This is a genomic window from Actinopolymorpha pittospori, from assembly GCF_014873875.1.
GTDB classification, from domain to species: domain Bacteria; phylum Actinomycetota; class Actinomycetes; order Propionibacteriales; family Actinopolymorphaceae; genus Actinopolymorpha; species Actinopolymorpha pittospori.
The window spans coordinates 9775008-9800384 of sequence record NZ_JADBEM010000001.1; the positions used below are offsets into that span (position 1 = coordinate 9775008).

The window sequence follows — 25377 nt, forward strand, 5'->3', positions numbered from 1 at the left end:
GTCAGATGGTCTGGAGGCCGCGGCGGCCGTTCTCGACGACGAAGCTGGCCCGCGTCGAGACCGGCGCTCCGGTTCGGGTGATGTAGGGGACGACCCGGTAGTCCGAGCGCCAGGTCTGGCGGTCCAGCGTGCAGCGCACGTAGCCGCGCTGGTAGTTGGTGAACGCCATCTGTGGGTTGAGCCGCAGCAGGTTCTCACCGGCCGCGCTCTGGTCCGCGCCGTCACCGCCGGAGGCGATCGAGGTGCCGAGGAACTCCGAGGCGACCACCGGCGATGTCGGGTCCTCCCCGTCGAGGAACACGTCGGCGGCCATGTTGTTGTGGTTGTCGCCGGTGATGACGACGGGGTTGGAGACCCTTCGCTCGACGATGCCCTGCAGCAGCCGGTCCCGGGCCGGCGCATAGCCGTCCCAGAGGTCGTGGTGGTAGGCCGTGCCGTCGTCGTTGAGCTTGTAGCGGGTCATCACGACCTGGTTCGCCAGCACGTTCCAGGTGGTGCGCGAGTGGCCCAGGCCGTCGAGCAGCCAGCCCTCCTGCTCGAACCCGAGCATGGTGCGGGACGGGTCGAGTCGCTCCTCGCAGCCGATCACCGCGGTCCCGTGGTCGTTGCAGGCGTGGGTGGAGCGGTACTGGCGGCCGTCCATCACGAAGAACGTCGCCAGATCGCCGAACGACAGCCTGCGGTAGAGCTGCAGGTCCCGGCCGGTGGGCTGCTGGCGCAGCGGCATGTGTTCCCAGTAGGCGCGGTAGGCGTTGGCCCGCTGCACTCCGAAGTCCAACTCGCTCATGCCCGACCACTCGTGCAGGTTCGCGTAGTCGTTGACGACCTCGTGGTCGTCCGGCGTGACGATCCACGGCGCGCGCGCGTGCGCGGCCTGGAGGTTCGGGTCGACCTTGTAGATCGAGTAGAGGTTCCGGTAGTCGTCCAGGGTCAGGGCCTGGCCGATGAAGCGCTCGTCGACCGGGACGTTGCGCGCCCCGCCGGTCGCGTTCATTCCCGACTCGTAGATGTAGTCGCCGAGGAAGACGACCAGATCGATGTCCTCGTCGGCCATGTGCTGGTAGGCGGTGTAGAAGCCGCTGTGCCAGGCCTGGCAGGAGGCGAACGCGAAGTTCAACCGGTCCACGCGCTGCCCGGGGGCGGGTGCCGCCTTCGTGCGGCCGACCGGGCTTATCTCGGCGCCGGTCCGGAACCGGTAGAAGTACTCGTGGCCGGGCTGGAGGCCACGCGCGTCGACGTGGACGGAGTGGGTGTACTCCGGCCGCGCGGTCGCCCTACCCCGACGTACCACGCGACGGAACCGCTCGTCGGTGGCAACCTCCCACTCGACCGAGACGTCCTGCCACGGCATGCCGCCGAACATGTCCAGCGGCTTCGGGGCGACCCGTGTCCAGAGCACGACACCGTCGGGCAGCGGGTCCCCCGACGCCACGCCCAGACCGAACGGGTCCTGCAGCCCTGCGGGTGTCGACGTGACGGAGCCGGGGCTGGCGTACGCGCTCGGCGATCCGATGTACTTGCCGGCAGCGCCGACCGCGAGCGCTCCAGCGCCCCAGGTCAGCACGCCGCGCCGACTCAGGCCCGCGCTTTTCTCAGTGTTTCCGTGACCCATGCCGGATCCTTCCAGGATCTTGACCGCCCGTTTGCGGTACCGGCATGAGTCAATTGGGTGTAGATGAGCCGAACGTGAGCTGAAGGTGACCGGCCCTGGGCGCACGTTCGGCGGTCCGGCGACGTGGCGCGCGGCGGGCGGGGTGGCCCGAAGGTCGGGTCAGATCTGCTGGGTGGGGTACCAGCCCTGCAACAGCCGGTCGATCTTGGGTACGAGGGCGGTCAGGATCTCCTTGGCCGGCTGCTTGCCGGTCTCGATCTGCTGCAGCGCCGGCGTGAGCACCTCGGTGATGTTCTCGAAGTTCTTCAGCCGCTGGACGAACGACGTCGTGGCGTACTTCAGCGTGTAGTCGACGACGGCCGTGCGGTACTCCGGCGGGTGCACGTCGTTCTTGGTCCAGGAGTCGATGGCGGCCTGGTCGGTGTAGTACTTCTGTTCCATCGGCATCCACAGACCGTTCTTGAACAGGTCTACGTACTGCGGGTCGTTGTGGAACATGTACAGCTCCACGGCCTCCTCCAGGTGCTTGGTCGCGGAGAAGACGACCGAGGCACCGCCGAGCTGGGTGGTCGCCGGCTCGCCGTACCTCGGCAGTACGCCGATCCCGAAGTCGACCTTGCTCTGCGCCATGTCGAGCAGCGTCCACTGACCGTCGACCGCCATCGCGATCCGCTTGGTCTGCAGCTGCACGTTGGTCGCCGGCGCGTTGTTGCCGAGCTGGACCGGCGTCGGTGCGACATGGTGCTTGTACATCAGGTCCTGGAGGTTCTGGAACACCTCCACCGCCTCGGGCTGGTCCAGCAGGCACTTGCGCCCGGCCTCGTCGACGAAGGCCGCGCCGTTGCTGGCGAGGAAGCCCTCCCAGCTGTAGCTGGACTGGACGCTGATGGAGCAACCGAACTGGCGGATCCGTTTGGGGTCGAAGCCCGACTGGTCCGGACGCCGGCCACTCTGGTCCTGGGTGAGCTTGTAGGCGTTCTCCAGGAAGGTGTCCCACGTCCAGGCCTGCTCGGCCACCGCCGGAGGTGTCTCGACCCCGGCCTCCTTCAGGACCGCCTTGTTGTACCAGAGCAGCATGACCTCGTTGGCGGTCTGCGTACCGACGGTCTTGTCCTTGCCGTACCAGAAGTACGTGCCGGGTAGCCGCTTGGCGAGCGCGGGGTACTTGTCGAAGTACGGATAGAGGTTGACGAGCTTGCCCTGCTCGGCGAGGCGGTACACCATCGACCCACCCATGTAGGCGACGTCGGGGACCCGGTTGCCGGCGACCAGCGTGTTGACCTTGGTGTCGTACTCGGTCGGCGTGTAGACCGGCCTGACCGTGACCCCCTTGTTCCTGGACTCGAACTGGTCGAGCATGGCGTTGATCGCCTTCTGCTCGAAGGACGAGCCCCAGTACATGAACTGCATCTCGGCGCCGTCGGCCCCTCCGCCGCCGCCACCGTCGTCACCGCCGCCACAGCCGACCAGCGCGGGGGCGGCGGTACCGGCCGCGGCCAGCCCGCCGAGACGGAGCATGTTTCGTCGACTGAGGTGGTGGCGGGAGGAGTTCGGTACGGCGTTCATGAGGTGGCTCCAGGGTGGACTGGCACGAAGACGCGCATCGCGCGGCCGTCCCGGTTGTCCCACTGGAAGTAGGGGATCGCGGTCGCCGTCACCGGGCGACTCGTCGACCCCTGTGCCGGTGGCCGGGTCGAGTAGGGAAGCCCGTCATCGGGCTGGGAAACCGCCACCGCCTCCGCGCTCAGGACGACGGTGCGTCCCACGTCCGGCAGGTCGGCTTCGTCGCGTGCCGTCAGCTCCGCGCCCGGCACGAGAGTGAGCTCCTCCACGTCCACGCCGTCGGCCTGGTCGGCCTGCTCGAAGCAGTAGACGAGAGGTCCGCGTTCGACCGCGACACACCCGCGTACGGCATCGATCCGCTGGTGTGGATACACCGGGCGGGGCGTGAGGTCGAGCGTGATCGTCACGGTGTCGCCGCGTTCCCACGTACGCCGGAGGACGACGTATCCGTCGGTGTTCGTGGTCGCGCCCGCGGCCGCGCCGTTCACCGTGACCGACGTCGACTCGCTCCAGCCGGGGACCCGCAGGCCGAGCTCCCACTCCCCCGGCGGCGCGGTCTCGACGGTGAACGCGACCGTCCCGGACCAGGGGTAGTCGGTGCGCAACGCGAGCTTGACGGCACCCGAGGGCAGGTCCGCGCGGATCGTCCCCTGCGTGTACTGGTGGACGTACAGCCCGTCCCCCGCCGTGGTCGCGACGTAGTGGCCGAGCGAGGCGACGAGCCGCATGATGTTGGGCGGGCAGCAGGCGCAGGAGAACCACTCGTGCCGGCGGCCGGGATCGTCGCCCTCGACATGGTCGTACCTGCGCTGCAGCGGGTTGACGTAGAAGAACCGCGTGCCGTCGGTCGAGGTGGAGGCGGCGAACCCGTTGTAGAGCGTGCGTTCGATCAGGTCGGCGTACCTGCCCTCCCCCGTCGCCAGCAGCAGCCGCCAACTCCAGTGGACGCTCGCGATGGCGGCGCAGGTCTCGTTGTAGGCCCGGTCCGGCGGTAGCTCGTAGCGGTCGCCGAAGGACTCGCGCGAGTGCCTGGACCCGATTCCGCCGGTGAGGGCGGTCTTGGTCGCCACCATGTCCTCCCACCGGCGTACGGAGGAGGCGAGCAGGGACTCGTCACCAGTCTCGAGGTAGAGGTCGACGATGCCTGCCTCGAGGTAGAGCGCCCGCACCGCGTGGCCGACCTCGGTGTCCGCCTCGCGTACGGGCAGGTGGTCCTGGAAGTAGTGAGCGCCCATGCCACCGCTGGCGATCTGGCCCCGGCCGCGGTTCTCCACGAGCCTGCTCGCGAGGTCGAGGTAGGACTGCTCGCCGGTCAGCCGGTAGAGCTCGACCAGTGCCGTCTCGATGACGGGATGCCCGTCGATGCCGGGGTCTCCCTCGTGCAGGAAGACCTTGACGAGATGGTCGGCGAACCGGCGGGCCACCGCCAGCAGGTCCGGGTCACCACCCACCCGGGTGCTCGCCACCGCGGCCTGGATCAGGTGACCCGCGCAGTACATCTCGTGGCTCCACTCGAGTTCGGCGTAGCGCCGGTCGGGTTTGACCACCTGGTAGTGGGAGTTGAGGTATCCGTCGGCTTGCTGCGCCCGGGTGAGGAGTTCGGCCGACCGGCGTAGGAAGTCGAGGAGGTCCTCGCCACCCTCGCGCCCGGCCTCCCACGCGACCGCCTCGAGCTGCTTGTAGAGGTCGGAGTCCATGAAGCGCGGGCCCTTGAACTCGCCGGTCACCTCACCCGCGGCGAGCCGGAGGTTGTGGAGGTTGCCGGCCTCCTCCAGCTGTTTGATGCCGAGCGGGATGCTCGCGCTCCGGTTGGTCGCCTGCCAGCGCCCGAGCGGACCACCGTCGATGCGGACGTCGCGCACTCCGAGCGTGCGGTGCACCGCCCGGCTCTTCGCCGTCGGTGCGACCGGGCCACCCACCTGTGCGCCGTCGTGACCACCTGCGGCTGCGTTCATGGGGCTCCTTCGTCGATACGGCGTCGCGACACCAAACGGCACGGAGTAGCGGGGTGCAAGGAATAGGTTTTCCCGAAGTGCCCACAACGTAGGTGCGCGCACGCGGAGGGTCAAGACCTCCTTCCGTATTCAAATTTCGTACGTCGCCTTGCCCGCCTAGACTTCTGTGTCGGCTGCGATCGGCCCGAGCGAAGGAAACAGATTGCCGGACTCCCTCTCACCCGCGACCCGCGCGATCACCATCAGGGACGTCGCGACGCTCGCCGGCGTGTCGGTCGGCACGGCCTCCAAGGCACTGAACGGTCGCGGGAAGCTGCGACCGGAGACCCGCGAGCGGGTCACCTCGGCCGCCGAGGAGTTGGGCTTTCGACCCAACGCGCTCGCCCGGGGACTGCTCAGCGGCCGCACCTTCACCGTCGGTCTGGTCACCTCCGACAGCTTCGGTCGGTTCAGCATCCCGGTGATGCTCGGTGCGGAGGACGCGCTCGGCGCGGGTCAGATGTCGGTCTTCATGTGCGACACCCGCGACGATCCCATCCGCGAACGCCACCACATCCAGACGCTGCTCGCGCGGCGGGTCGACGGACTTCTCGTCACCGGGCGGCGGACCGAGCCGCGGCCGAGCATCGGCTCGGACCTGCCGGTCCCGGTCGTCTACGCGATGACCCAGTCGACCAGTCCGGACGACCTGTCGGTGATCCCCGACGACGTGGGCGGTGGTGAACTCGCCGTCCGGCACCTGCTCGCGACCGGACGCGAGCGGATCGGCCACGTCGCCGGGCCCTATCGCTTCCTCGCCGCCCGGCAACGGGTCGCCGGTATGACGAAGGTGCTCGAGGAGGCAGGACTTCCCCTCGCCGGCGGCGCGCCCCTGCACGGCGAGTGGTCGGAGGAGTGGGGCCGACAGGCCGCCGACATCCTGCTGCGGGCCGAACCCGACACGGACGCCATCTTCTGCGGCAACGACCAGATCGCCCGCGGCGTCGCCGAGACCGTCCGCGAGCGGGGCCGCCGGATCCCCGACGACGTCGCGCTGATCGGGTTCGACAACTGGGAGGCGATGGCGCTGGCCTCCCGGCCGCCCCTGACGACCGTCGACATGAGCCTCGGCGAGGTCGGCCGCATCGCCGCCGAACACCTGCTCGCGGCGATCGCCGGCCGGCCCACCTCAGGTGGGGTGGAGACCATTCCCTGCCAGCTCGTCGTCCGCGAGTCGACCGGGCCGCGGCGGCACTAGGCCGTGTCCCTGGGCGGCTGCCAGGGTCAGGTCGTGCCGCCGCCGGCGGCACGGGCGGCGTCGAGGTCGTCACGGCGGAGCAGCGCGTGCAGGGTGATCCCGTCGGCGGCGAGCGCCTGCGCACCACCCTCCTGCCGGTCGATGACGCACAGCGCGTGATCGACGTGGGCGCCGCGGTCGCGGAGGTCCTTCGTGGACAGCGCGATCTGGCCGCCGCTCGTCACGACGTCCTCGACCACCAGTACCTGCCGCCCCTCGATCGGCGCGCCCTCCGCGAGCTGGGCGGTGCCGTACTCCTTCGCGACCTTGCGGACGAAGGCGCACGGCAGCCCGCTGTGCCGACCGAGCGCAGTGACAACCGCGATGCCGCCCATCTCCAGTCCGGCCAGCACCTGCGTCCCCGCCGGGATCAGCGGAGCCAGCATCGCGCCCACCTCGTCCAGCAGCCGGGGATCGGCTTCGAACTGGTACTTGTCGAAGTACTCCGAGGCCACTCGGCCGGAGCGGAGCACGAACCGGCCGGAGCGCCGACAGCGTTGGTCGATCAGGTGCGCGAGGTCGTCAGGGTTCACGAGCCCCAAGCATGGCCGACGTCCGTCCCGACGCTCACGGGTGGTCGAGTCGTGGCCAGCCGTCCGCGGTCCAGCGGATCCGGCGAAGGCCGAGCCGGAAGTCGCCGCCGGCGGTCGCGTCGTAGTAGTGGAAGGCCATCGTGTCGCCGAAGACCGACTGGCCGCCCGGGCCGATCATGGTCCCGCGCTCGGAGAGGATGACCGTCCCTCCTCCGTGGGCGAGCGGCGTACCCAACTCGTCGAAGTAGGGGCCGGTGACCGACCGCGACCTGCCGACCGCGATCTTGTAGGTGCTGTCCGTGCCCCGGCAGCAGAAGTCGAGGGAGACGAAGAGGTAGTACCAACCGCCCCGCGCGAGGATGTACGGCGCCTCGATCGCGTTCGGTGGTACGTGTCGATCGGCGAGACGCAACGGCTCGCCCTGCCCGGGGACGGGCTTTCCGTCCGGCCAGCGCAGCTGGAGCATCCGGATCCCGCTCCAGAACGACCCGAACGCCAGCCAGGGCGTACCGGCCCGGTCCTCGACCACGCCCGCGTCGATCGCGTTGTAGTCGTTCTCCGGGACCGATCGGGTCACCAGCCCGCGATCCACCCACTGGTAGGCGGGGTCGTCGGCGTCGAGGGTGGTGTTGGTCGCCAGGCCGATCACGGAACGGTTGGAGCCGAACGTCGACGCGGCGTAGTAGAGGTAGTAGACGCCGTCGTGCTGGACGACCTCCGGCGCCCAGATGTTGGTGACGCCAGGCACCTCCGCCCGCACCCAGGCAGGTATCTCGTCGAAGACCGTACCGACGTAGGTCCAGTGCCGGGAGTCCTCCGAACGACGGATCTGGACGTTGCCACCTCCCACGGCCGGATCGCCGGTGGAGAGGACGTACCAGTCGCCGCCCCGGGCGGTCTCGCGGACCAACGCCGGATCGTGGGTGCGCAGGTCACCGGTGAGGGTGCTGGGTGGACCCGCCTCGCCGGGCGGGCCCGCGTCGCTGGGTTGACCCACCGCGCCGGGCGTGGCGGGCCCACCGGCCGGGCCTGGGTCCGGCGCGGCCGACCGGGCCGGGACAGCGGCCTGGGGAAGCGCCGCCACCAGAAGGGAGACCGCCGCGATCACGATGCCTTTGACCATGCGTCACTCCTTCACCTAGCTGTGAAGAAACACTTCGCACGTGCATGCGCCGGATCCCGCGACGAGCCTTCGGGACGCGGCGTTCAGGGCAGCAGCAACACCTTGCGCAGATCGGCGGGACGGGCGCGCAGGGTGGCGAGCGCGGACGCGACGTCGGTGACGGCGTACCGGTGACTCACCAGGGGTGCGAGGTCGAGCAGTCCGGCGTTGAACATCGTGACCACGTGCTCCCACGCGGCGGCGGACGCGCCGAAGACTCCCTGGACGGACAGGTGCTTGAGCACGATGTCGGTGAGGTCACCCGCGGCGGGTTCGCCCGGGATCCCTTCCAGGACGACGGTCGCGCCGCGGCGCGACGCCGCCAGCGCGGCCTTCGCGGAGGTGGGCCGGCTGCCGGCCTCGAACACCACGTCGGCCTCGCAGGTCCAGCCGGGTTCGAGCGCCTCCGCGTTGCTCACGCAGCGGGTGGCGCCCCACGCGATGCCGAGTTCGCGGCCGCTCGGGCTGTCGCCGATCAGAACCAGCTCGCTCGGGCTGTAGGCGGCGAGCACCTGGGTGGCCACCAGGCTCAGCGTGCCGGTGCCGACCACCGCGACCCGGGACCCGACCGCCGGCGCGGCGGCGCGGATGCCTTCCAGGACACAGGCCGACGGTTCGAGCAGGGCGGCCGCCTCCAGGTCGGCGCCCGGCCGGAGCCGGTGTACCAGCCGGGCGGGGACGGCGACGTAGTGGCTGAAGGCGCCGGGGTGGGTGAAGCCGGTCTCGGCGTAACCCGCCTCGCAGAGGTTGGTCGCGCCCTCACGGCAGCGCGGGCAACGCCCGCAGTTGCGGAAGCCCTGCGCCACCACCGGGTCGCCCACGTCGAGACCGTCGACGTCGGCGCCGACAGCGGCGATGCTGCCCGACCACTCGTGTCCGGGCACGACGGGATAGCGGACATAGGCCGCGGGGCGCGTGCCGGCGAAGAGTTCGACGTCGCTTCCGCAGATGCCGGCCGCGCCGACCCGGACCAGGACCTCGCCTGGTCCGGGCGACGACAGCGGTCGGTCCTCCAGCGTGAAGTCGTCGGGTCCGCGTACGACCACGGACGGGTTCGTTGCTGGAATCGTTTCCATGTCCGACCAGGTTCCTCGTGCTAGTTGTTCACCGGGTGAAGGTCAACGAGTGGTTGCGAGACGGACGACGCTCCACGACATGGGCGGGAGCTCGAACCGGACTCGCCCGTCCTCGAGGACCGGCACGTCCTGCGCTCTCGGGACGATGCGCTCCTGGTCGTCGACCGTGTTGACCGCGTCGCGCTCGCCGTGGACGCTCAGGTGCTCGACCGGCCGGACGTCCTTCAGCGCGCGGACGTCCACGTCGACCTGCAGCGGCTCGGTCAGCGACCGGTTGGTGGCGAAGACCGCCAGGTCACCGGTCTCGGGGTCGAGGGTCGCCGTCGCGTCGAGCTGCGGGACCGAGCCGTACTCCGGGGTCTCGACCTCGGGTCCGGTCGGCTCCACCCGGAGCGCGTCGCCCACGCCGTACTGGAATGCGAGCCGCATCGGGTGGAAGGTGCTCTGCCGGTAGGCCGGACCGCCGTTGACCGTCGTGATCGGGGCGATGACGTTGACGAGCTGGGCGAAGCAGGCCATCGTCACGCGGTCGGCGTGCCGGATCAGGCTGTTGAGCAGCGAGCCGACGACCACCGCGTCGGCCAGGGTGTACTGGTCCTGGAAGAGCGCCGGGGCGACCGCCCACTCCGACTCGTCACCGGGCTCGTGGTACCAGACGTTCCACTCGTCGTAGGAGAGGTTGATCGTCTTCTTGCTCCGCAACTTCGCCTTGACGAAGTCGGCGGTGGCGACCACCTCGTCGATCATCGCGTCCATCTCCACGCCGGAGGCGAGGAAGCTCGCGAAGTCGCCGTCCTTCGGCTTGTAGTAGGAGTGCAACGAGATGTAGTCGACGACGTTGTAGGTGTGCTCGAGGACCTCCGCCTCCCACGCGCCGAAAGTGGCCATCCGGCGGTGGGAACTACCGCAGGCGACCAGCTCGAGGTCGGGGTCGACCAGGCGCATCGCCTTGGCGGTCTGGTTGGCGAGGATGCCGTAGTCGCGGGCGCTCTTGTGCGCGATCTGCCAGGGCCCGTCCATCTCGTTGCCGAGGCACCAGATCTTGATGTCGTGCGGCTCCTTGGCGCCGTACTTCGCCCGCAGGTCCGACCAGTAGCTGCCGGCGGGGTGGTTGCAGTACTCGACCAGGGCGGCGGCCTCCTGGACGCCGCGCGTGCCGAGGTTGACCGCCATCATCGGCGCGACGCCGGCCTTGCGGCACCAGGCGGCGAACTCGTCGACGCCGACCTCGTTGGTCTCCAGCGTCTTCCAGGCGAGGTCGAGTCGACGCGGCCGCTCCGAGCGCGGGCCGATCGCGTCCTCCCACTGGTAGCCCGACACGAAGTTGCCGCCGGGGTAACGCACAGTGGTGACACCGAGCTCACGGGTGAGGTCGAGGACGTCGTTCCGGAAGCCGTCGGAGTCGGCGTCCGGGTGGTCAGGCTCGTAGATCCCGCCGTAGACACAGCGGCCGAGGTGTTCGACGAAGGAGCCCCGCACGCGTGGATCGACGGCGCCGATCCGGAAGGCGGGGTCGAGGGTGAATTTGGCCTGCTTCACGAGCTTCCTTCCGCACTGAGTCCGAAGGCGCGGAGTCAACGTCATTCCAACGTTGACGTCGCCGGCACGTGATCGTAGCCTGTGCGTCGATATGACGCACATTGTTCGATATATCGGACGGAGGTGCTGGAGAAGTCATGGCACCACTCCCGAGCCGACGTGATCTCCTCCGGACTGCCGGGTTGTTGGTCGCGGGCGGCGCCGCCGCCGGCGGACTCACCGGTTGCGCGGATCAGGTAGCGTCCGGCTTCACCGGATCGGCTCCAAGCTCGAACGTACTCACCTACTGGAACCTCCTCGGCGGCGGCGACGGCGTGCGCATGAAGCAGATGGAGGCCGCCTACCAGAAGCAGAACCCGGACGTGGACCTCGAAGCGGTCACACTCACCTGGGGAAACCCTTATTACACGAAGCTTTCGCTGGCCACCCTCGGGGCACAACCACCCGACGTGGCCATCTCCCACCTGACCCGCGTACCCACCCTCGCGGGTGCGGACCTGCTCCAGCCGTTCGAGCCCGAAGACCTCGCGCGCCACGGCATGCAACCGGACAAGTTCGTGCAACGTGCGCTTGACCGCGCCACGATCGACGGCAAGATCTATGCGATCCCGCTCGACACGCACCCGTTCGTGATGTTCTACAACACCGAGCTCGCCGACAAGGCCGGCTTACTGGACAGCGACGGCAACCTCGTCTCCCTCGACAACGAGGACGGATTCATCGAGGCGCTGCACAAGGCCAAGGAGGCCACGGGCGGCTGGGGCGGCGCGGTCGCCACGATCGGTGACATCGCGACCCCGTGGCGGTTCTTTTTCAGCCTCTACGGCCAACTCGGCGGCAAGCTGTTGATGGGGTCCGCACCGGAGGAGATCCTCGAGCCCGAGAAGGCGATCCGCGCCGCCGCGCTGATGCGCCGACTCACCGTCGAGGAGAAGGTGCTGCCCACCACCATCGACTACGGCGGCGCCATCGCGCTGTTCGCCAACAGCCGCTCGGCGTTCTTCTTCCAGGGCGAGTGGGAGGTCTCGACGTTCGTCACGTCGAAGCTGCCGTTCAGCATGACGAAGTTCCCCAACCTGATGGGCGGGACCTACGCCGTGCAGGCCGACTCACACAGCTTCGTGCTGCCTGGCAAGGCGCCCTTCGAGCGTGAGCGGCTCGACCGGGTGCTCGGCTTCGTCCGGTCGATGCTCGACCAGAGCATCACCTGGGCCGAAGGTGGTCACATCCCGACCTGGCTGCCCGTCCAGGAGAGCACGAAGTACCGCTCCATCAAGCCGCAGTCCAACTACGCCGATGCCGCGGAAAGCGCCGTCTACGACCCACCCGCGTGGTACTCCGGCTCCGGCTCCAACTTCGAGCAGGTGGCCGGCTCCGCACTCGGTGGCGTGCTGGCCGGACGGACCGCACCAGAGGCCGCGATCCGGCAGATCCAACAAGGCATCAGCGCGCTCGCCCGTACCGCGTCGCCAATCTGACGACCTCCCCGCAACTGCCCTTTCGATACCCAGGAGGTCTCGTGGGTACCTCGACACTCGCGCCCCGGACCGCGGACGCCACGGCCACCGGATCCGGTCGTCGGGGACGGCCGGCGGTCGCCGGCTTCGGCTTCCTCGCACCGTTCCTCGTCCTCTACGCGCTCTTCCTGATCGGGCCCAGCCTCTACGGCCTGGTGATGAGCTTCTTCCACGCCAGCCTCGTCAAGGGTGGCCTCGGTGAGTTCGCGGGCTTCGCCAACTACGCCGAGGCCTTCCGGACACCGGAGTTCTGGTCCTCGCTGTGGCACACGGTGTGGTTCACGATCCTCACCACGCCGCCGCTGGTCATCCTGGCCCTGGCGTTCGCGCTGCTGGCCGACCGGATGACCCGGGGCCGGTGGTTCTTCCGGCTCGCCTTCTTCGCTCCGTACGTCCTTCCCTCCGCGGTCGTCGCGCTGATCTGGACCTGGGTCTACACCCCTGACCTCGGTCTGCTCAGCGACGTCGTGTCCCGGCTCGGGTTCACCTCCCCGGTCTGGCTCGGCGACCCGAACTGGGCGATGGTCTCGGTCGCCATCACGACCGTGTGGTGGACGCTCGGCTTCAACTTCGTGCTCTACGTCGCCGGCCTGCAGGAGATCCCGCGTGACCTCTACGAGGCGGCATCGATCGACGGCGCGAGTCCCTGGCAGCAGATGACCCGGATCACCGTGCCGCTCCTCGGCCGGACCACGACCCTGGTCGCGGTGCTGCAGGCGATCGCCTCGCTGAAGATCTTCGACCAGATCTACCTCATGACCAGTGGCGGGCCGGACTTCACGACCAGGCCAGCGATCCAGTACATCTACGACGTCGGCTTCACGGACTACCGGGTGGGCTACGGCTCGGCCGTGTCCATGCTGCTCTTCCTGTTGATCCTGGTGGTTTCGCTGGTGTGGTTCGCGATCGTCCGCCGCCAGGAGAAGGGTGCCTGAGAATGACCACCACCCTGACCAGCAACCGTCGTAGTGCCAAGCCGTCCCGGGCCGCCGTCCGCCCCGACTCGCCCAGTGGCCGGGTCCGGATCTTCAACGGCGTGTGCGTCGGCGTCCTGATCGCCTTCGCCATCCTGTGGCTGGTCCCCCTGCTGTGGGCGCTCGACACCTCACTCAAGCCCGAGGGCGAGACGACCAAGGTTCCCGTCACCTGGCTGATCGACAACCCGACCCTCGACGCGTTCAAGAACGTCATCCAGGCGGGCAACATCCTGCAGTGGTACGCCAACAGCGCGATCATCTCCATCCTCGTCGCGGGGCTGTCGGTGATCGTCGCGAGCATGGCGGCGTTCGCGCTGTCCCGGATCCGCTTCCGGGGTAGCCAGATCGTCTTCTGGGTGATCCTGGCCGGCATCATGATCCCCGGCCAGGCACTGATCGTGCCGCTGTTCCGGGAGTTCGCCGCGTTCGGGATGATCGACACATACTGGGCAGTGATCCTGCCGCAGATCCCTGCACCGGTGGCGGTCTTCGTCTTCAAGCAGTTCTTCGACGGTATCCCGCACGAACTCGAGGAGGCGGCGCTCGTCGACGGCGCCAGCAGGTTCCGGATCTTCCTCCAGATCTTCCTGCCGCTGTCCCGGCCGGCCATGTCGGCGGTCGCGATCTTCACCTTCGTCTGGTCCTGGAACAACTTCCTGTGGCCACTGCTGGTGTTGACGAGCACGAACCTCATGACGCTGCCCGTCGGTCTGGCCACGGTCTCCAGTTCCTACGGCATCCAGTACGCCTCGATCATGGCGTCCGCGATCCTCGGTGCGTTGCCGCTCCTGGTCGTGTTCCTTCTCTTCCAGCGCAGGATCGTGGAAGGCATCGCGGGCACCGGTCTGAAGGGCTGAGCTTCGCGAGAGTCGGCCAGGCTCACTCCTGAGTCAGTGCCTGGCTCGCTTCCTGACAGACATCGGCCACCGGTTGCCCGTCCGTGGGCAACTGGTGGCCGGCCTTTCGATGCTGGCACGCGCTTACCGAGGCACGAACCGGCCGCGGATCAGGCGACGGTGACCACGGCGTGCATGCCGCCGAAGGCGTGCGGCATCCCGGAGGTGGTGTCCGGGATGTAGTCGAGCAGCGCGTACGTACCACTCGGCACCGTGACGTCGACCACGGCTGCCCGGCCGGGCGTCTGGGTGCCGAAGTTCAGCACCGCGCCTCCGGTGAGTGTCGGGTTCGCACCGCCGGCGAACCAGGCGGTGATGTCGGCGTCCGTCGTGCCGGGCTGGACCTGCACGAGTTGCGCGAAGTGCAGCTCACCCGAGTCGTTGGAGACCCGGAGCGGACCGCCGCGCAGCTTGCCACCGGAGCCGGCCACCACGAACCGATCGGGCTCCTTCAGCGTGATGGACTGGTTGGTCGCCGGCAGGGTGGCCTGCGTCTTGCCGAGCACCCGGAACGTCCGCGCCGTCGCCGACGGGTTGTTGACCTGCGCCGCGTAGTAGCTGCCGTCCTTCAGCACCGTCGTGTACGACACCTGGCCGACCGCGCTGAGGCCGCCGTAGAAGGTCGTGTTGCGCACGAACCACTGCATCGCCTCGGCGGCCTTGGTGGCGTCGACCTGCCAGTTGCCGGCTTCGGCGATCTTGACGTCCATCTGCGAAAGCGTCGCGCCGTTGCGAAGCTGGAATGTCTCGGGGTCGGCGGCGGCGTACGCGCTGGTGACGTTGACGCTGATGAGCCCGGCACGCAGCGTCGAGCCCTGCTGGATCGCCACCTGACCGGCGCCATCCTGGCTGACGCGCAGGGTGCTGCCAGACGATGCCGATGCGGGGGTTGCCGCCAAACCGAGCGTGCCGACGGCCACTACCGCCACCAGAGAACTCACTATCCTGGATCTCACAAGGGCTCCTCTCGAGGCCTTTCTCGGCCCCGTCGAAGATGGAAAAGCGCCTCTTTCGACAGCGGCCCAACCGTATCGACGAGATTTTTCGTCGGTCAATGGAACACCGTGGAACGTGTGGTATCGACAATGCGAACAGTGATTGCCGAGATTACGTGGCCTCGGATTCTTTCCACACTTTCCAGCGCATCACGTCAAGGGCCCCTTCCGACCAATCGGAAGGGGCCCACTTCCAACGGCCACCACAAGTGCTACGGCGTCGCTAGCGGCCTTCGACGGCGGTCGAGGCGCCGCGCTGCTGGTAGGCCTTGACCAGTTCGGGGAGCCGCGAGACAGCAAGATTGTAGATGCTGAACAGGTTGAACATCCCGGAGACTCCGGAGAGTTCCGGCAGCTCGACCTGCGCGATCTCCCAGGCGATTTCGCAGCCGACCCGCGTGGCGTCGGAGTCGCCTACGTCCATGAACCAGTCGGCCAGTTCCGGTGTCAGGCCGTCGACCTGCTTGCTGGCGCTGAGCATGGTGATGGCCAGGTCCAGAACCGGCCTGTTCCGCATTCCCCAGTTGTAGATCTGGGCGAACCGAAGGAACTGCTGCTCCTGGATCGTGGGCTTGAGCCCGTTACGCTTCTCCGCCAGTACCAGCCCGGCGTCCGTGCCGATCTCCTTGGCCCGGCTCCATGCCTCGTTGTGCAGGCCCGGGGTGGCAAGCCTGCCGTCGCGCAGCTGGGTGAGGTACTCGGCCCACGCGGCCGACCCGGCGTTGTCGAACTCGTCGACGGAGTACCCGAGCGCGATTGCGACACCGCGCTCGACGCCCTCCAGGACTCCCGCGTTCACGTAGGAGACCCACGTGCCGGGTCCGCCCATCTCGTGATCCCGGAAGAAGGCGATGACGCCCTCGAGATTCCTCCAGCGCTCACCGGCGCCGAGCGCCGCGGCGACCGTCCGGATGCCCTGAAGGAACTCGAGACGCTCGGACATGCTCCAGTGATTGATCTCTTCTGCGATGGCATCGAGCTTGTTCACACACTCGTCGACCCGGCGAAGGGTCGTGGACGCCTGGTTCATTGCGGGCAGCCTTTCCTGTGGACTTCCCTGACTGGCATGCGCGTACGAGGGTCCGACCGACGCCTTGCTCGACGAGGGCGAGCAGGGCACCAGACAACCCACGGCTGCTTCTAACAGGCGAAGTCGAACGCGAGGCTGAGGTGTCACCGACCGAGGGCCGTCCACAGCGCGAACAGCAGGTGAGAGCGGCGTCGCTTGCTGTGCCCGGCCCTACCTGGACGCCGGAATGGCCGCGTCGCTCCGGCGGGGTAGTTCGGCCCGGCTGATGGCCGGTGTGGCGAGCATCCAGATCGCGGTCGCGACCAGACTGACCAGGCAGATGGCGCCGACGGTGGTCAGGCTCGTGACACCCACCAGGATGCCGAACGCGGCCGTGCCGAGCGGCGTCATGGCGCTGGACAGGACACTGACGACGCTCTGCACGCGGGCGAGGACGTCGCGCCGGGTCGCGGTCAGCAGCAGTCCGCTGAGGATGGCGTTCGACGGCCCGAGGCACAGCGACCACAAGGCGACCGAGGCGCACACCACCGACAGGTCGGTGCTCAGCACCAGTCCGGCGAAGCCGGGCAGCGCGGCGACGAGCCACAGGGCGAGGGCGAGGCCGGGTCTGGCCGGCGTCTTCATCACCGTCCCGAGCAGACCACCGGCGATGAGGCCGCCGCCGAGGAAGCCGGCGGCCAGGCCGTAGCCCGCCGCACCCCAGTGCAGGTCCTGCGCCTTCAGCGCGAGCCCGACGGTCTCCATCGGGATGGCGACCGTGTTGAGGACGAGCGTCACGAGGGCGAGCCCGCGGATCAGCGGGTGGCCGGCGACGTAGCGCAGACCCTCGCCGAGCGCCTGTCGCACGCCGGGCCGCCCGGACGCCGGCTCGGCCGGGAACCGTGGTCGGACGAGCAGCAGGATGCCGAAACAGCCGAGGAACGTCGCGGCGTTGACGTAGGCCGCGAGGGAGAACCCACCGACCGCGACCAGGATGCCGCCGAGCCCCCGGCCGCCGGCTTCGGCGACGCTCTTGGTGAACTGCCGGATCGCGGCGCCCTTGGGGAGCTGGTGCGGGGGCAGCAGGCTCGCGAGGTAGCTGTTGGCGGCGGGCAGGTAGAACGCGTCGATGGTCCCGAAGACGATGGCGAGGGCGATCAGCAACCAGGCGGACGCGGTCGCGCTCCCGCTGGTGAGGAAGGCCCCGCTGAGGGCGACGGCGGCCGCGAGCACGTCGGCGGTGAGCATGATGCGCCGCGAGCCGCGCAGGTCGGCGAGCACACCGCCGAGGAGCATCAACGCCACCCGGGGGACACCGGCGGCGGCCAGCACGATGCCGGTCAGGCCAGGGTCGCCGAGGTGGGCCGCGGACCAACCGACCGCGATCCACCAGACGTTGTCGCCGACGAGGCTGAGTCCGCGGGCGAAGGTGTATCCGAGGAAGCGAGGCTCTCGATAGGGCGCCCGCTCCCGCTGCACCGTCGCTCCTTTCCGTCGAGCCGCCTCCACCGGCGGATGCGTGTGCGTTCGACTACCGCGTGCCGGCAAGGGTTCCACGCCAGCGGTCCCGATTGCGATCCGGAGAGTCACAATTCTGCAACAGGACCGCGATCTGAGACCGTGCGCCACGCTGCGCTTACTCGCCAGTACGCACCGCCCATGCTGGTCGCACCCGAGCCGACCGTCAACGGTAAAGGGGGCGCAGAATACATCTGATGTCTAAGCTGTCGCCTGCATGCCGGACGAGGCGATCGACCTAAGGAGTTACGAGATGTCAGCGGAGACGAACGGCCTACGCAGCCGCGCCTGGTTCGGCGCGACCGGCCGCAGCGGAATGACCCACCGGTCCTGGATGCGCAACCAGGGCTTCGGGCCGGAGGTCTTCGACGGCAGACCCGTGATCGGCATCGCGACCACGTGGTCGGAGCTCGCCCCCTGCAACGCCCACCTGCACCGGGTGGCCGAGGCGGTCAAGCGGGGCGTCTGGCAGGCCGGAGGCTTCCCGCTGGAGTTCCCGGCGATGGCGCTCGGCGAGACGATGCTGCGGCCCACGGCGATGTTCTACCGCAACCTCCTCGCCATGGAGGCCGAGGAGCTGATGCGCGCCAACCCGCTGGACGGCACGGTGCTCCTGTCCGGGTGTGACAAGACGACCCCCGGTCTGCTGATGGCAGCCGCCTCGGTCGACCTGCCGTCGATCATGGTCACCGGCGGGCCGATGCTCAATGGCAAGTACCGCGGCCAGGACGTCGGCTCCGGCACGCACGTGTGGAAGTTCGAGGAAGACCTCAAGACCGGCAAGATGACCCAGGAGGAGTGCTACTTCGCCGAGGGTTGCATGGCGCGGTCCAACGGCCACTGTATGACCATGGGTACGGCGTCAACCATGGCTTGCGTCGCCGAGGCGCTCGGCATGCAGCTGCCGGGGTCGGCGACCTGGCCCGCGGTCGACGCGCGCCGCTACGAGATCGCCCAGGAGGCCGGACGGCGGATCGTCACGATGGTCCACGAGGACCTGCGTCCGAGCCAGATCATGACCCGCGAGGCGTTCGAGAACGCCATCCGCGCCAACGCCGCCATCGGCGGTTCCACCAACGCCATCGTCCACCTGCTGGCCCTCGCGGGTCGCCTCGGCGTCAAGCTCGAGTTGGACGACTTCGACGCGCTCGCCCGGCCGGTTCCGACGCTGGTCAACCTGATGCCGTCCGGCAAGTACCTCATGGAGGACTTCTGCTACGCGGGCGGCCTGCCGGTCGTCCTGCGCCAGCTGTCCGAGGCCGGCCTGCTCAACAACGAGCAGGTCACGGTCACCGGGCGCGCCATCGCGGAGAACAACTCCGGCGCGGAGTGCTTCAACGACGACGTGATCCACAGCATGGAGGAGCCGTTCCAGCCGGCCGGCACCGGCACCGCGGTCCTGCGCGGCAACCTCGCTCCGAACGGCGCGGTCATCAAGCAGTCCGCCGTCTCCCCGCACCTGCTCAAGCACGAGGGCCGCGCGCTCGTCTTCGACTCCCCCGAGGACTACCACGCCGTCTCCGACGACCCCGACATGGACGTCACCGAGTCCGACATCCTCGTCATCCGCTACGCCGGACCGAAGGGCTACCCGGGCATGCCCGAGGTGTCCAACGTGCCGCTGCCGACCAAGCTGCTCAAGGCCGGCGTGACCGACATGGTGCGGATCTGCGACGGCCGGATGAGTGGCACCGCGTACGGCACGGTCGTCCTGCACGTGTCGCCTGAGGCGGCCGTGGGTGGCCCGCTCGCCCTCGTCCAGACCGGCGACCGGATCACCCTCGACGTGCCCTCGCGCAGCATCACCCTCGACGTCTCCGACGAGGAGCTCGAACGCCGCCGCGCGGCGTGGCAGGCGCCCGAGCAGAAGTACGACAGCGGCTACGCCTGGCTCTACACCACCCACGTCACGCAGGCCCACGAGGGCGTCGACTTCGACTTCCTCCGCGGCTCTCGTGGCCACAAGGTGCCGCGCGAGTCGCACTGACCCGACGGCGAACGGCCGCGCCGTACGTCAGCGCACAGGCCGCACGCAAGCACGAAGGGGCGTCACCCGCGAAGGGGTGGCGCCCCTTTTCCATGCGCACGGTCGGCCGCGACCACATCCGTGACGACCTGATGATCGGTTCGGTGAGGAGCTGACGCCCCTGTCTAGGGTGTCTCCCCCAACTCCGGTCCACCCCGCGCGCGAGCGACCAACTCCCGCGCCTCCGCCAGCGTCGAGACGGAGGGGCTGGACCCTGCCAGCGGCTGGCGTGCCGGCTCACGGATCAGGAGCGCGCTGACCGCCCCGATGGCACCGGCTGCGACGAGGTAGTAGCCGGGCCAGTTGAGGTCGCCCGTCGCGAGCACGAGAGCGCCCATCACCGTGGCGGTGGTCCCACCGAACGCGGACACGAAGATGTTGAACGCGATGGACAGCCCGCCGTACCGGATCTCGGTGGGGAACAACGCCGGCAGGGTCGACGGACACGTCGAGGAGAAGCACACCAGGGTGAGGCCCATGATGAGCAGGCCGAGGAACGTCGGGCCGAGCCCGCCGGCGCGCAACAGCAGGACGGCGGGAATCGAGAGGACCACGAGGGCGGCGCAGCCGACCATCAGCACCGGACGCCGGCCCACCCGATCACTCAGCCGGCCGAGGAACGTCACGAGCACGAGCAGGATGACCAGGACCGCGATCTGCATCAGGTCCGAGACGGTCCGGGTGGTGCCCTCCTCCGCGTGGCCCGGCAACGTGTCGGTCAGATAGGTGGGCATGTAGCTCGTCAGCATGTAGTTGGTGACGTTCCACGCGATCACCAGACCGCCCACCAGTAACAGCGACCGCCAGTGTTTGCTGAAGATCAGCCGGAACTCGTCCCGGGTGGGCGTTCCCTTCTGCTGCGGCGACTTCGCCAGGAGTCGTTCGAACGCCGGTGTCTCCTCCAGCCGTAGCCGCAGATAGAGCCCGACCAACCCGATCGGCAACGCGATCAGGAACGGGATCCGCCACCCCCAGGACAGCATCTGCGCGTCGGTGAGGACCGTGGTGAGAACCGTGACCAGGACGGCACCGAAGGTGTAGCCCGTCAGGGTGCCGAACTCGAGCCAGCTACCCAGGAACCCGCGCCGCTTGTCCGGCGCGTACTCCGCGATGAACGTCATGGCGCCGCCGTACTCGCCACCGGTGGAGAACCCCTGCACCAACCGGCCGAACAGCACCAGCAGCGGCGCGGCGACACCGATCGCGGCGTAGCTCGGGATCACGCCCAGCAGAGTGGTGCCCAGCGCCATCATGATCACCGTGACCGACAGCACCTTCGTCCGCCCGACCCGGTCGCCGAGCGGCCCGAAGAACAACCCACCGAACGGGCGGACGAGGAACGACACGGCGAAAGTGGCCAGGGTCGCGACCAGGGCCAGGCCCGACGGGAGCCCGGAGAAGAAGACGCGGGAGATGATCGCCGTCAAGTACGAGTAGACACCGAAGTCGTACCACTCGGTGATGTTGCCGATAGCGGCCGCCTTCACCGCACGTTTGACGACTGCCTCGTCGGTGACCGTCACGTCCCCGATGGTCAGCCTGTCCGCTCCACCCGCTTCTGCACCGCCCGCATCGGACATCTGGGACTCCTCCCCCGTGGGGCGCGGGACCCAGACTGTCGAGCGCGGACCGTCAGGACGTGGCTTCTGGAACGGCCGACGGCCAGGGACTCAGCGCGTCGCCGTTCCATCGTCCTCCTCCCGTGCCGGTGACGCGCGTCGGATCATGACCTCACCTGGCGACGTCAGCGGTCGCAGCCGCCCTCCTTGTCCTGGCGTACGCCTGGCCGCGCCACGTCGATCGTTCCCTTGTAGGCGTAGGGGTCCTGCCCGGCGACCATCACGATGTCGCGGTAGTCCCACTTCGCGACGTGGACGTCATCGGGTACGCGGTTCCACGGCAGCAGCGACTCCGCGCTCATGTAGTGGTTGGTCAGCGCGCGGCGGAAGCCGTGCTTGCCGGAGTTCGGCAGCGACCGGTGCAGCAGGTAGCCGTTGAAGATCACCGTCGAGCCCGCCGGGATCTCCACCGGAACGGCGTCCTCGTCGCGGTAGGGGAAGTCGTACAACTCCACGGTGCAGTCGAACCGCTCGTCGTCCTGCTCCCGGTCGGGGTAGATGACGCCCCGCTTGTGCGAACCGGGAAGGACCCAGAGGCAGCCGTTCTCGATGGTCGCGTCGTCCAGCGCGATCCAGGCCGCGGTGAGGGAGCGGTCGCGGGTCGGGATGAAGAACTCGTCCTGGTGCCAGGCCTGGCCGGGCTTACCCTCGGACTTCATGAACAGCATGGACTGCATGGCCTTGACGTTCGGGCCGATCACCTTGGTGAGGACGTCCACGATCCGCGGGTGATGCAGCGACTGGGCGATGACCTGCGACAGCTTGTTCGGGAAGTGGATGCACAGGTAGCGCCGCATGACGTCCTCGTCGGAGTCGTCGGGGCCCGCCGGTGTCACCCTGCGGATCTCGCCCAGGTCGCCGCGGCACAACCGCACCGCCTCGGCGTTGATCTCGGCCACCTCATCGGGCGTAAGGGCGTTCTTCAGCACCCCGAACCCGTCCTCGCGAATCTGCTCGATCAACGCGTCCGAGATCGTCTCGTGCAGCACTACACCCGACCGATCCGCCGTCTGCGCCGTCACTGTGGACATGACCATTCCCTCCATCGGAGATCGCACAATCCCGAAACAAGCATCGCCTCGACCAGGGGTTGGCGGCCATGCCCGCGATGCTCCTTAACCTGTCTGATCGTGACATCGTCCGGATCCGGCCGGTCTGCTTGGTCGACGCCGGGGAGGGATGCCGACACGGTTGATGACTAGGGTCAGGTGCTGCGGGTCGGCCGCGGAGCTGATCGGGCTCATACGCCGCTATCTGGGGAGGACACCTTGGACGCCGAGCAGGTCACGCCACCGCACGCCCAGCACGGCGAGGGTCCCGTGTGGCACGAGAGTTGGGGCGGGCTGCGCTTCGTCGACATGCTGGTCGGCGACATCCTCACCGTCGATGTGTCCTCCGGTGACGTTGAGCGTCTGCACGTCGGAGAGGTCGCGGCGGCGTTCCGTCCGCGCGCGGCGGGAGGCATGATCGTCGCCATCGAGCGGGGTTTCGCGACGGTGGACGCCGACGGCAACGTCGAGTCGTTGGGCGAGCTGTGGTCCGATCCCGGCGTACGCATGAACGAAGGCGGCTGCGACCCGCATGGGCGGTTCTACTGCGGCTCGATGGCCTACAAGGGGTCGCCGGGCGCGGGCTCGGTGTACTGCCTCGACACCGACCGCAACGTCAGCACGATCCTTCCCGAGGTCACGGTCTCCAACGGGCTCGCCTGGTCCCCCGACCACAAGCTGGCCTACTACATCGACACCGCGACCCACCGCATCGACGTCCTCGACTACGACGCCTCCACCGGGCTGGTGGCCGACAGCCGGCGTCCCCTTGTCGAGATCCCGAGCGAGGACGGCGGCCCGGACGGGATGACCGTCGACGCGGAGGGTTACCTGTGGGTGGCCATGTGGGGTGGTTCGGCCGTACGCCGCTACAGCCCGACGGGCGCTCTCGACGGAGTGGTCGAGCTGCCGGCGAGCAAGGTCACCGCGTGTACCTTCGGTGGCCCCAACCTCGACGAGCTGTACATCACGACCTCGCGGCAGGGCCTCTCCGACGACGAACAGCCGCTTGCTGGCGCTGTCTTCCGCGCACGGCCAGGGGTTCGTGGTCTGCCGGCGCTTGCCTTCGCCGGCTGAGAGTCGGCCGGGGCGGTTTGGCCGACGGCGGTGGGCGATGACCGACTGCGGCGGGAACGGATGACCGACAACGGTGGGGCGGCCTGACCCCACCGGGTGGGCGCTCAGCGTCGGATCACGGTGTGGTCGTCGGGCCGGATGACGTTCTGGTGGGGGGTGACCCAGGGTGGCGGGATGTATTCGGGGTGGCCGTCGTTGCTCATGCGGACGGTCCAGCCTTGGGTGTGGATGACGGTGTGGTGGTGTTGGCAGAGGAGGACGCCGTTGTTCAGGTCGGTTGCTCCGCCGTCTACCCAGTGCTGGATGTGATGAGGATGTGATGCGCTTCGGTCCACTTCTCGGCTCGTCGGCAGTCGGGAAAGTGGCAGAAGTAGCCGTCCCGCTCGGCCAATGCGTGTCGCTGGGAGTGCGTGAACAGCCTGGTCCCTCTGCCGAGGTCGAGCACGGCCCCGTCTCCGCCGAGCACCACGGGGGATGATTTCGGCGTCACACGCCAGTTGCCGCACCAGCGTCGCTGACAGCGGCGACCCCGTGATCCGGTAACCGATCATCGCCTGTCCCCCGCTCCCGTCCTCGTCGCTGTGGGTCTGCACCTTCAGGTGGGTGGGGCCGGAGTCGGTGAGCACGGAGTTGAGGGTGGCGTAGCCGAGTTTGTTGGCGAGGTTGTCGTGGTTCATCGTCACGGTGAGGCGTGGTCGTGTGCCGCCGCGGGTGGGTGCGTCGACGGCAGCCTGGGCCAGGGCGACGAGTTCGGCGAAGGCGTCCGCCAGACGCCGCTCGCTGCTGCGCACGTCCGGCCCATCAGGACCGGTGGGGCCAGGGCGAGCGAGTGGATCAAGGAGTGCTTGCAGGATCGCGAGGGTGGGCACGTCGAGGCGCATGAACATGGTGCCCATCCCGTCGCGCACCGGACCGAAGCTCAACGTCCGGATCTCCCGAGCCCGGCGTTCCTGTTCTTCCAGTTGCTTGCCGATCCGGCGTTCGGCGTCCTCGGGTGCGATCACTTCGTAGAGGTGTTTGCCGGCCTTGTCCAGGTCATCGACATCAAGGGCCTGAGCACTGTCCAGGAGGAATGCTTCCGCTTCCGCCTTTACGGCGGTGTCGACGTCGTTGGGGAGGCGGCGGATCGCGCGTTCGATCACCTGTGCCTGACCCAACGAAATCTCACTCGCGCCAAGAGCACGACCGGTCGCTTGGAGCGTCTGGTCCAACGCCTTCGCCAACCGGACCGACACCGACGCCTCACGACGCCCCATCCGAGTCACCTGCTGCACCCACCCCGCCGTATTCGCAGCGCCGGTCAACTTCCTGACCTCGTTCAGCTCGGCCTGCCGCGTCAACGACAACCGCAACGACGCCAGCTTCGCCTCGCACACAGCGATCTGCCGCAACACCGACTCATGCCCATCCAACGGCAACGACAGGGTTGGACACTCGATCGCCGCGTCAATACCCGCACCGACATCGGCAAGCCAACGCATCAACGGATGCGCGAAACCCGCACCCCCGCTGGCACTGCCGGTGTCGATGTCCATGACCAAACCCTAGACCCGACCACCGACAACAACCCCTGCAAAACAAGGGCATCCAGCCATGCCGGCGAAAACTCTTCCTGACAATTGTTGGTCAACTTCCAAGCCCCACAACTGCGCTCCGCAGCAGCACCGGGCAACGTCGAGGTACGAGAAGACGGTCACCGACAGGCGATCAGGTGACCCGTTTCCCGGACCTCGACGATCACTGAGGCAGGGCGTCGAGGTACAACCACCAAGGCACAGTGAGCGACACGCGGCCCCGCCGATACAGCGCCGCGTGTCTGTCAATCGCGGGTTGCGCTTCGCGTCCGTCCTACCCCGCGCGCTGCTCGACGCCGCTGCCCCGCTGCCCACCCCGCTCCCAACGCCGGCAACGGCAACAACGACAGCAATGGCGACAACGCCGTCGACCGCGGCAACGGCCACGCGCAACGACCCACGAC

19 protein-coding genes are annotated in these 25377 nt (G+C 68.5%); 6 read left to right on the forward strand and 13 right to left on the reverse strand.

Annotated features, from left to right (window positions below; translation table 11 throughout):
* Position 1: 1 nt before the first annotated feature.
* The 3 genes from HEB94_RS45145 to HEB94_RS45155 all read right to left on the reverse strand — a co-directional run bounded on the left by HEB94_RS45145 (position 2) and on the right by HEB94_RS45155 (position 5130).
* A complete protein-coding gene (locus tag HEB94_RS45145; RefSeq protein ID WP_192755526.1) occupies positions 2 to 1612 on the reverse strand; it encodes an alkaline phosphatase D family protein in 1611 nt (536 codons plus the stop codon).
* 159 nt (positions 1613 to 1771) lie between these two features.
* The gene (locus tag HEB94_RS45150; RefSeq protein ID WP_192755527.1) at positions 1772 to 3178 is read right to left on the reverse strand and encodes an ABC transporter substrate-binding protein; all 1407 of its coding nucleotides are present in this window, start codon (positions 3176 to 3178) and stop codon (positions 1772 to 1774) included.
* Positions 3175 to 5130 carry a glycoside hydrolase family 127 protein gene (locus HEB94_RS45155; RefSeq protein ID WP_192755528.1) on the reverse strand — a complete coding sequence of 652 codons (1956 nt, stop codon included), beginning with the start codon at positions 5128 to 5130 and terminating at the stop codon, positions 3175 to 3177. Before HEB94_RS45155 ends, HEB94_RS45150 begins: the two co-directional genes overlap by 4 nt.
* A gap of 202 nt (positions 5131 to 5332) precedes the next feature.
* Between HEB94_RS45155 and HEB94_RS45160 the strand changes: the two genes are divergently transcribed.
* The gene (locus tag HEB94_RS45160) at positions 5333 to 6367 is read left to right on the forward strand and encodes a LacI family DNA-binding transcriptional regulator (RefSeq protein ID WP_192755529.1); all 1035 of its coding nucleotides are present in this window, start codon (positions 5333 to 5335) and stop codon (positions 6365 to 6367) included.
* 26 nt (positions 6368 to 6393) lie between these two features.
* Here the strand turns inward: HEB94_RS45160 and pyrE are convergent, their stop codons facing one another.
* The 4 genes from pyrE to arfA form a co-directional block, all read right to left on the reverse strand.
* Positions 6394 to 6939, reverse strand: coding sequence for an orotate phosphoribosyltransferase (pyrE, locus tag HEB94_RS45165; RefSeq protein ID WP_192755530.1), 546 nt, complete (start codon positions 6937 to 6939; stop codon positions 6394 to 6396).
* Positions 6940 to 6973: 34 nt separating this feature from the next.
* Positions 6974 to 8062, reverse strand: coding sequence for a family 43 glycosylhydrolase (locus HEB94_RS45170; RefSeq protein WP_192755531.1), 1089 nt, complete (start codon positions 8060 to 8062; stop codon positions 6974 to 6976).
* A gap of 83 nt (positions 8063 to 8145) precedes the next feature.
* On the reverse strand, positions 8146 to 9177 hold the full coding sequence (locus HEB94_RS45175) for a zinc-dependent alcohol dehydrogenase (RefSeq protein WP_192755532.1): 1032 nt from the start codon (positions 9175 to 9177) through the stop codon (positions 8146 to 8148).
* A gap of 42 nt (positions 9178 to 9219) precedes the next feature.
* The gene (arfA, locus tag HEB94_RS45180) at positions 9220 to 10716 is read right to left on the reverse strand and encodes an arabinosylfuranosidase ArfA (protein WP_192755533.1); all 1497 of its coding nucleotides are present in this window, start codon (positions 10714 to 10716) and stop codon (positions 9220 to 9222) included.
* Between the two features lie 137 nt (positions 10717 to 10853).
* Between arfA and HEB94_RS45185 the strand changes: the two genes are divergently transcribed.
* Genes HEB94_RS45185 through HEB94_RS45195 form a run of 3 tightly spaced genes read left to right on the forward strand, consistent with a single transcriptional unit; the run spans position 10854 to position 14067 of the window.
* On the forward strand, positions 10854 to 12194 hold the full coding sequence (locus HEB94_RS45185; RefSeq protein ID WP_192755534.1) for an extracellular solute-binding protein: 1341 nt from the start codon (positions 10854 to 10856) through the stop codon (positions 12192 to 12194).
* A 41-nt stretch (positions 12195 to 12235) separates the two neighbouring features.
* On the forward strand, positions 12236 to 13168 hold the full coding sequence (locus HEB94_RS51880; RefSeq protein WP_192755535.1) for an ABC transporter permease subunit: 933 nt from the start codon (positions 12236 to 12238) through the stop codon (positions 13166 to 13168).
* Between the two features lie 2 nt (positions 13169 to 13170).
* Positions 13171 to 14067, forward strand: a complete 897-nt coding sequence (locus HEB94_RS45195; protein WP_192755536.1) for a carbohydrate ABC transporter permease — start codon at positions 13171 to 13173, stop codon at positions 14065 to 14067.
* Positions 14068 to 14216: 149 nt separating this feature from the next.
* Here the strand turns inward: HEB94_RS45195 and HEB94_RS45200 are convergent, their stop codons facing one another.
* The 3 genes from HEB94_RS45200 to HEB94_RS45210 form a co-directional block, all read right to left on the reverse strand.
* Positions 14217 to 14936: a hypothetical protein gene (locus HEB94_RS45200; protein ID WP_192755537.1), complete on the reverse strand. Its 720-nt coding sequence runs from the start codon at positions 14934 to 14936 to the stop codon at positions 14217 to 14219.
* 388 nt (positions 14937 to 15324) lie between these two features.
* Positions 15325 to 16131, reverse strand: coding sequence for a hypothetical protein (locus HEB94_RS45205; protein WP_192755538.1), 807 nt, complete (start codon positions 16129 to 16131; stop codon positions 15325 to 15327).
* A 210-nt stretch (positions 16132 to 16341) separates the two neighbouring features.
* On the reverse strand, positions 16342 to 17589 hold the full coding sequence (locus tag HEB94_RS45210) for an MFS transporter (RefSeq protein WP_192755539.1): 1248 nt from the start codon (positions 17587 to 17589) through the stop codon (positions 16342 to 16344).
* 292 nt (positions 17590 to 17881) lie between these two features.
* Between HEB94_RS45210 and HEB94_RS45215 the strand changes: the two genes are divergently transcribed.
* Positions 17882 to 19615 carry an IlvD/Edd family dehydratase gene (locus HEB94_RS45215; protein WP_192755540.1) on the forward strand — a complete coding sequence of 578 codons (1734 nt, stop codon included), beginning with the start codon at positions 17882 to 17884 and terminating at the stop codon, positions 19613 to 19615.
* Positions 19616 to 19779: 164 nt separating this feature from the next.
* On the opposite strand, the gene HEB94_RS45220 is transcribed toward HEB94_RS45215, so the two are convergent.
* A complete protein-coding gene (locus tag HEB94_RS45220; RefSeq protein WP_192755541.1) occupies positions 19780 to 21234 on the reverse strand; it encodes an MFS transporter in 1455 nt (484 codons plus the stop codon).
* A 164-nt stretch (positions 21235 to 21398) separates the two neighbouring features.
* The gene (locus HEB94_RS45225; protein ID WP_192755542.1) at positions 21399 to 22304 is read right to left on the reverse strand and encodes a phytanoyl-CoA dioxygenase family protein; all 906 of its coding nucleotides are present in this window, start codon (positions 22302 to 22304) and stop codon (positions 21399 to 21401) included.
* A 237-nt stretch (positions 22305 to 22541) separates the two neighbouring features.
* Here HEB94_RS45225 and HEB94_RS45230 point away from each other — a divergent pair, with 237 nt between their 5' ends.
* Entirely contained in the window at positions 22542 to 23399 is an 858-nt protein-coding gene (locus tag HEB94_RS45230; protein ID WP_192755543.1) for an SMP-30/gluconolactonase/LRE family protein, read from the forward strand.
* Positions 23400 to 23503: 104 nt separating this feature from the next.
* Here the strand turns inward: HEB94_RS45230 and HEB94_RS45235 are convergent, their stop codons facing one another.
* The gene (locus HEB94_RS45235; protein WP_238361793.1) at positions 23504 to 24934 is read right to left on the reverse strand and encodes an HNH endonuclease; all 1431 of its coding nucleotides are present in this window, start codon (positions 24932 to 24934) and stop codon (positions 23504 to 23506) included.
* Positions 24935 to 25377: the final 443 nt, after the last annotated feature.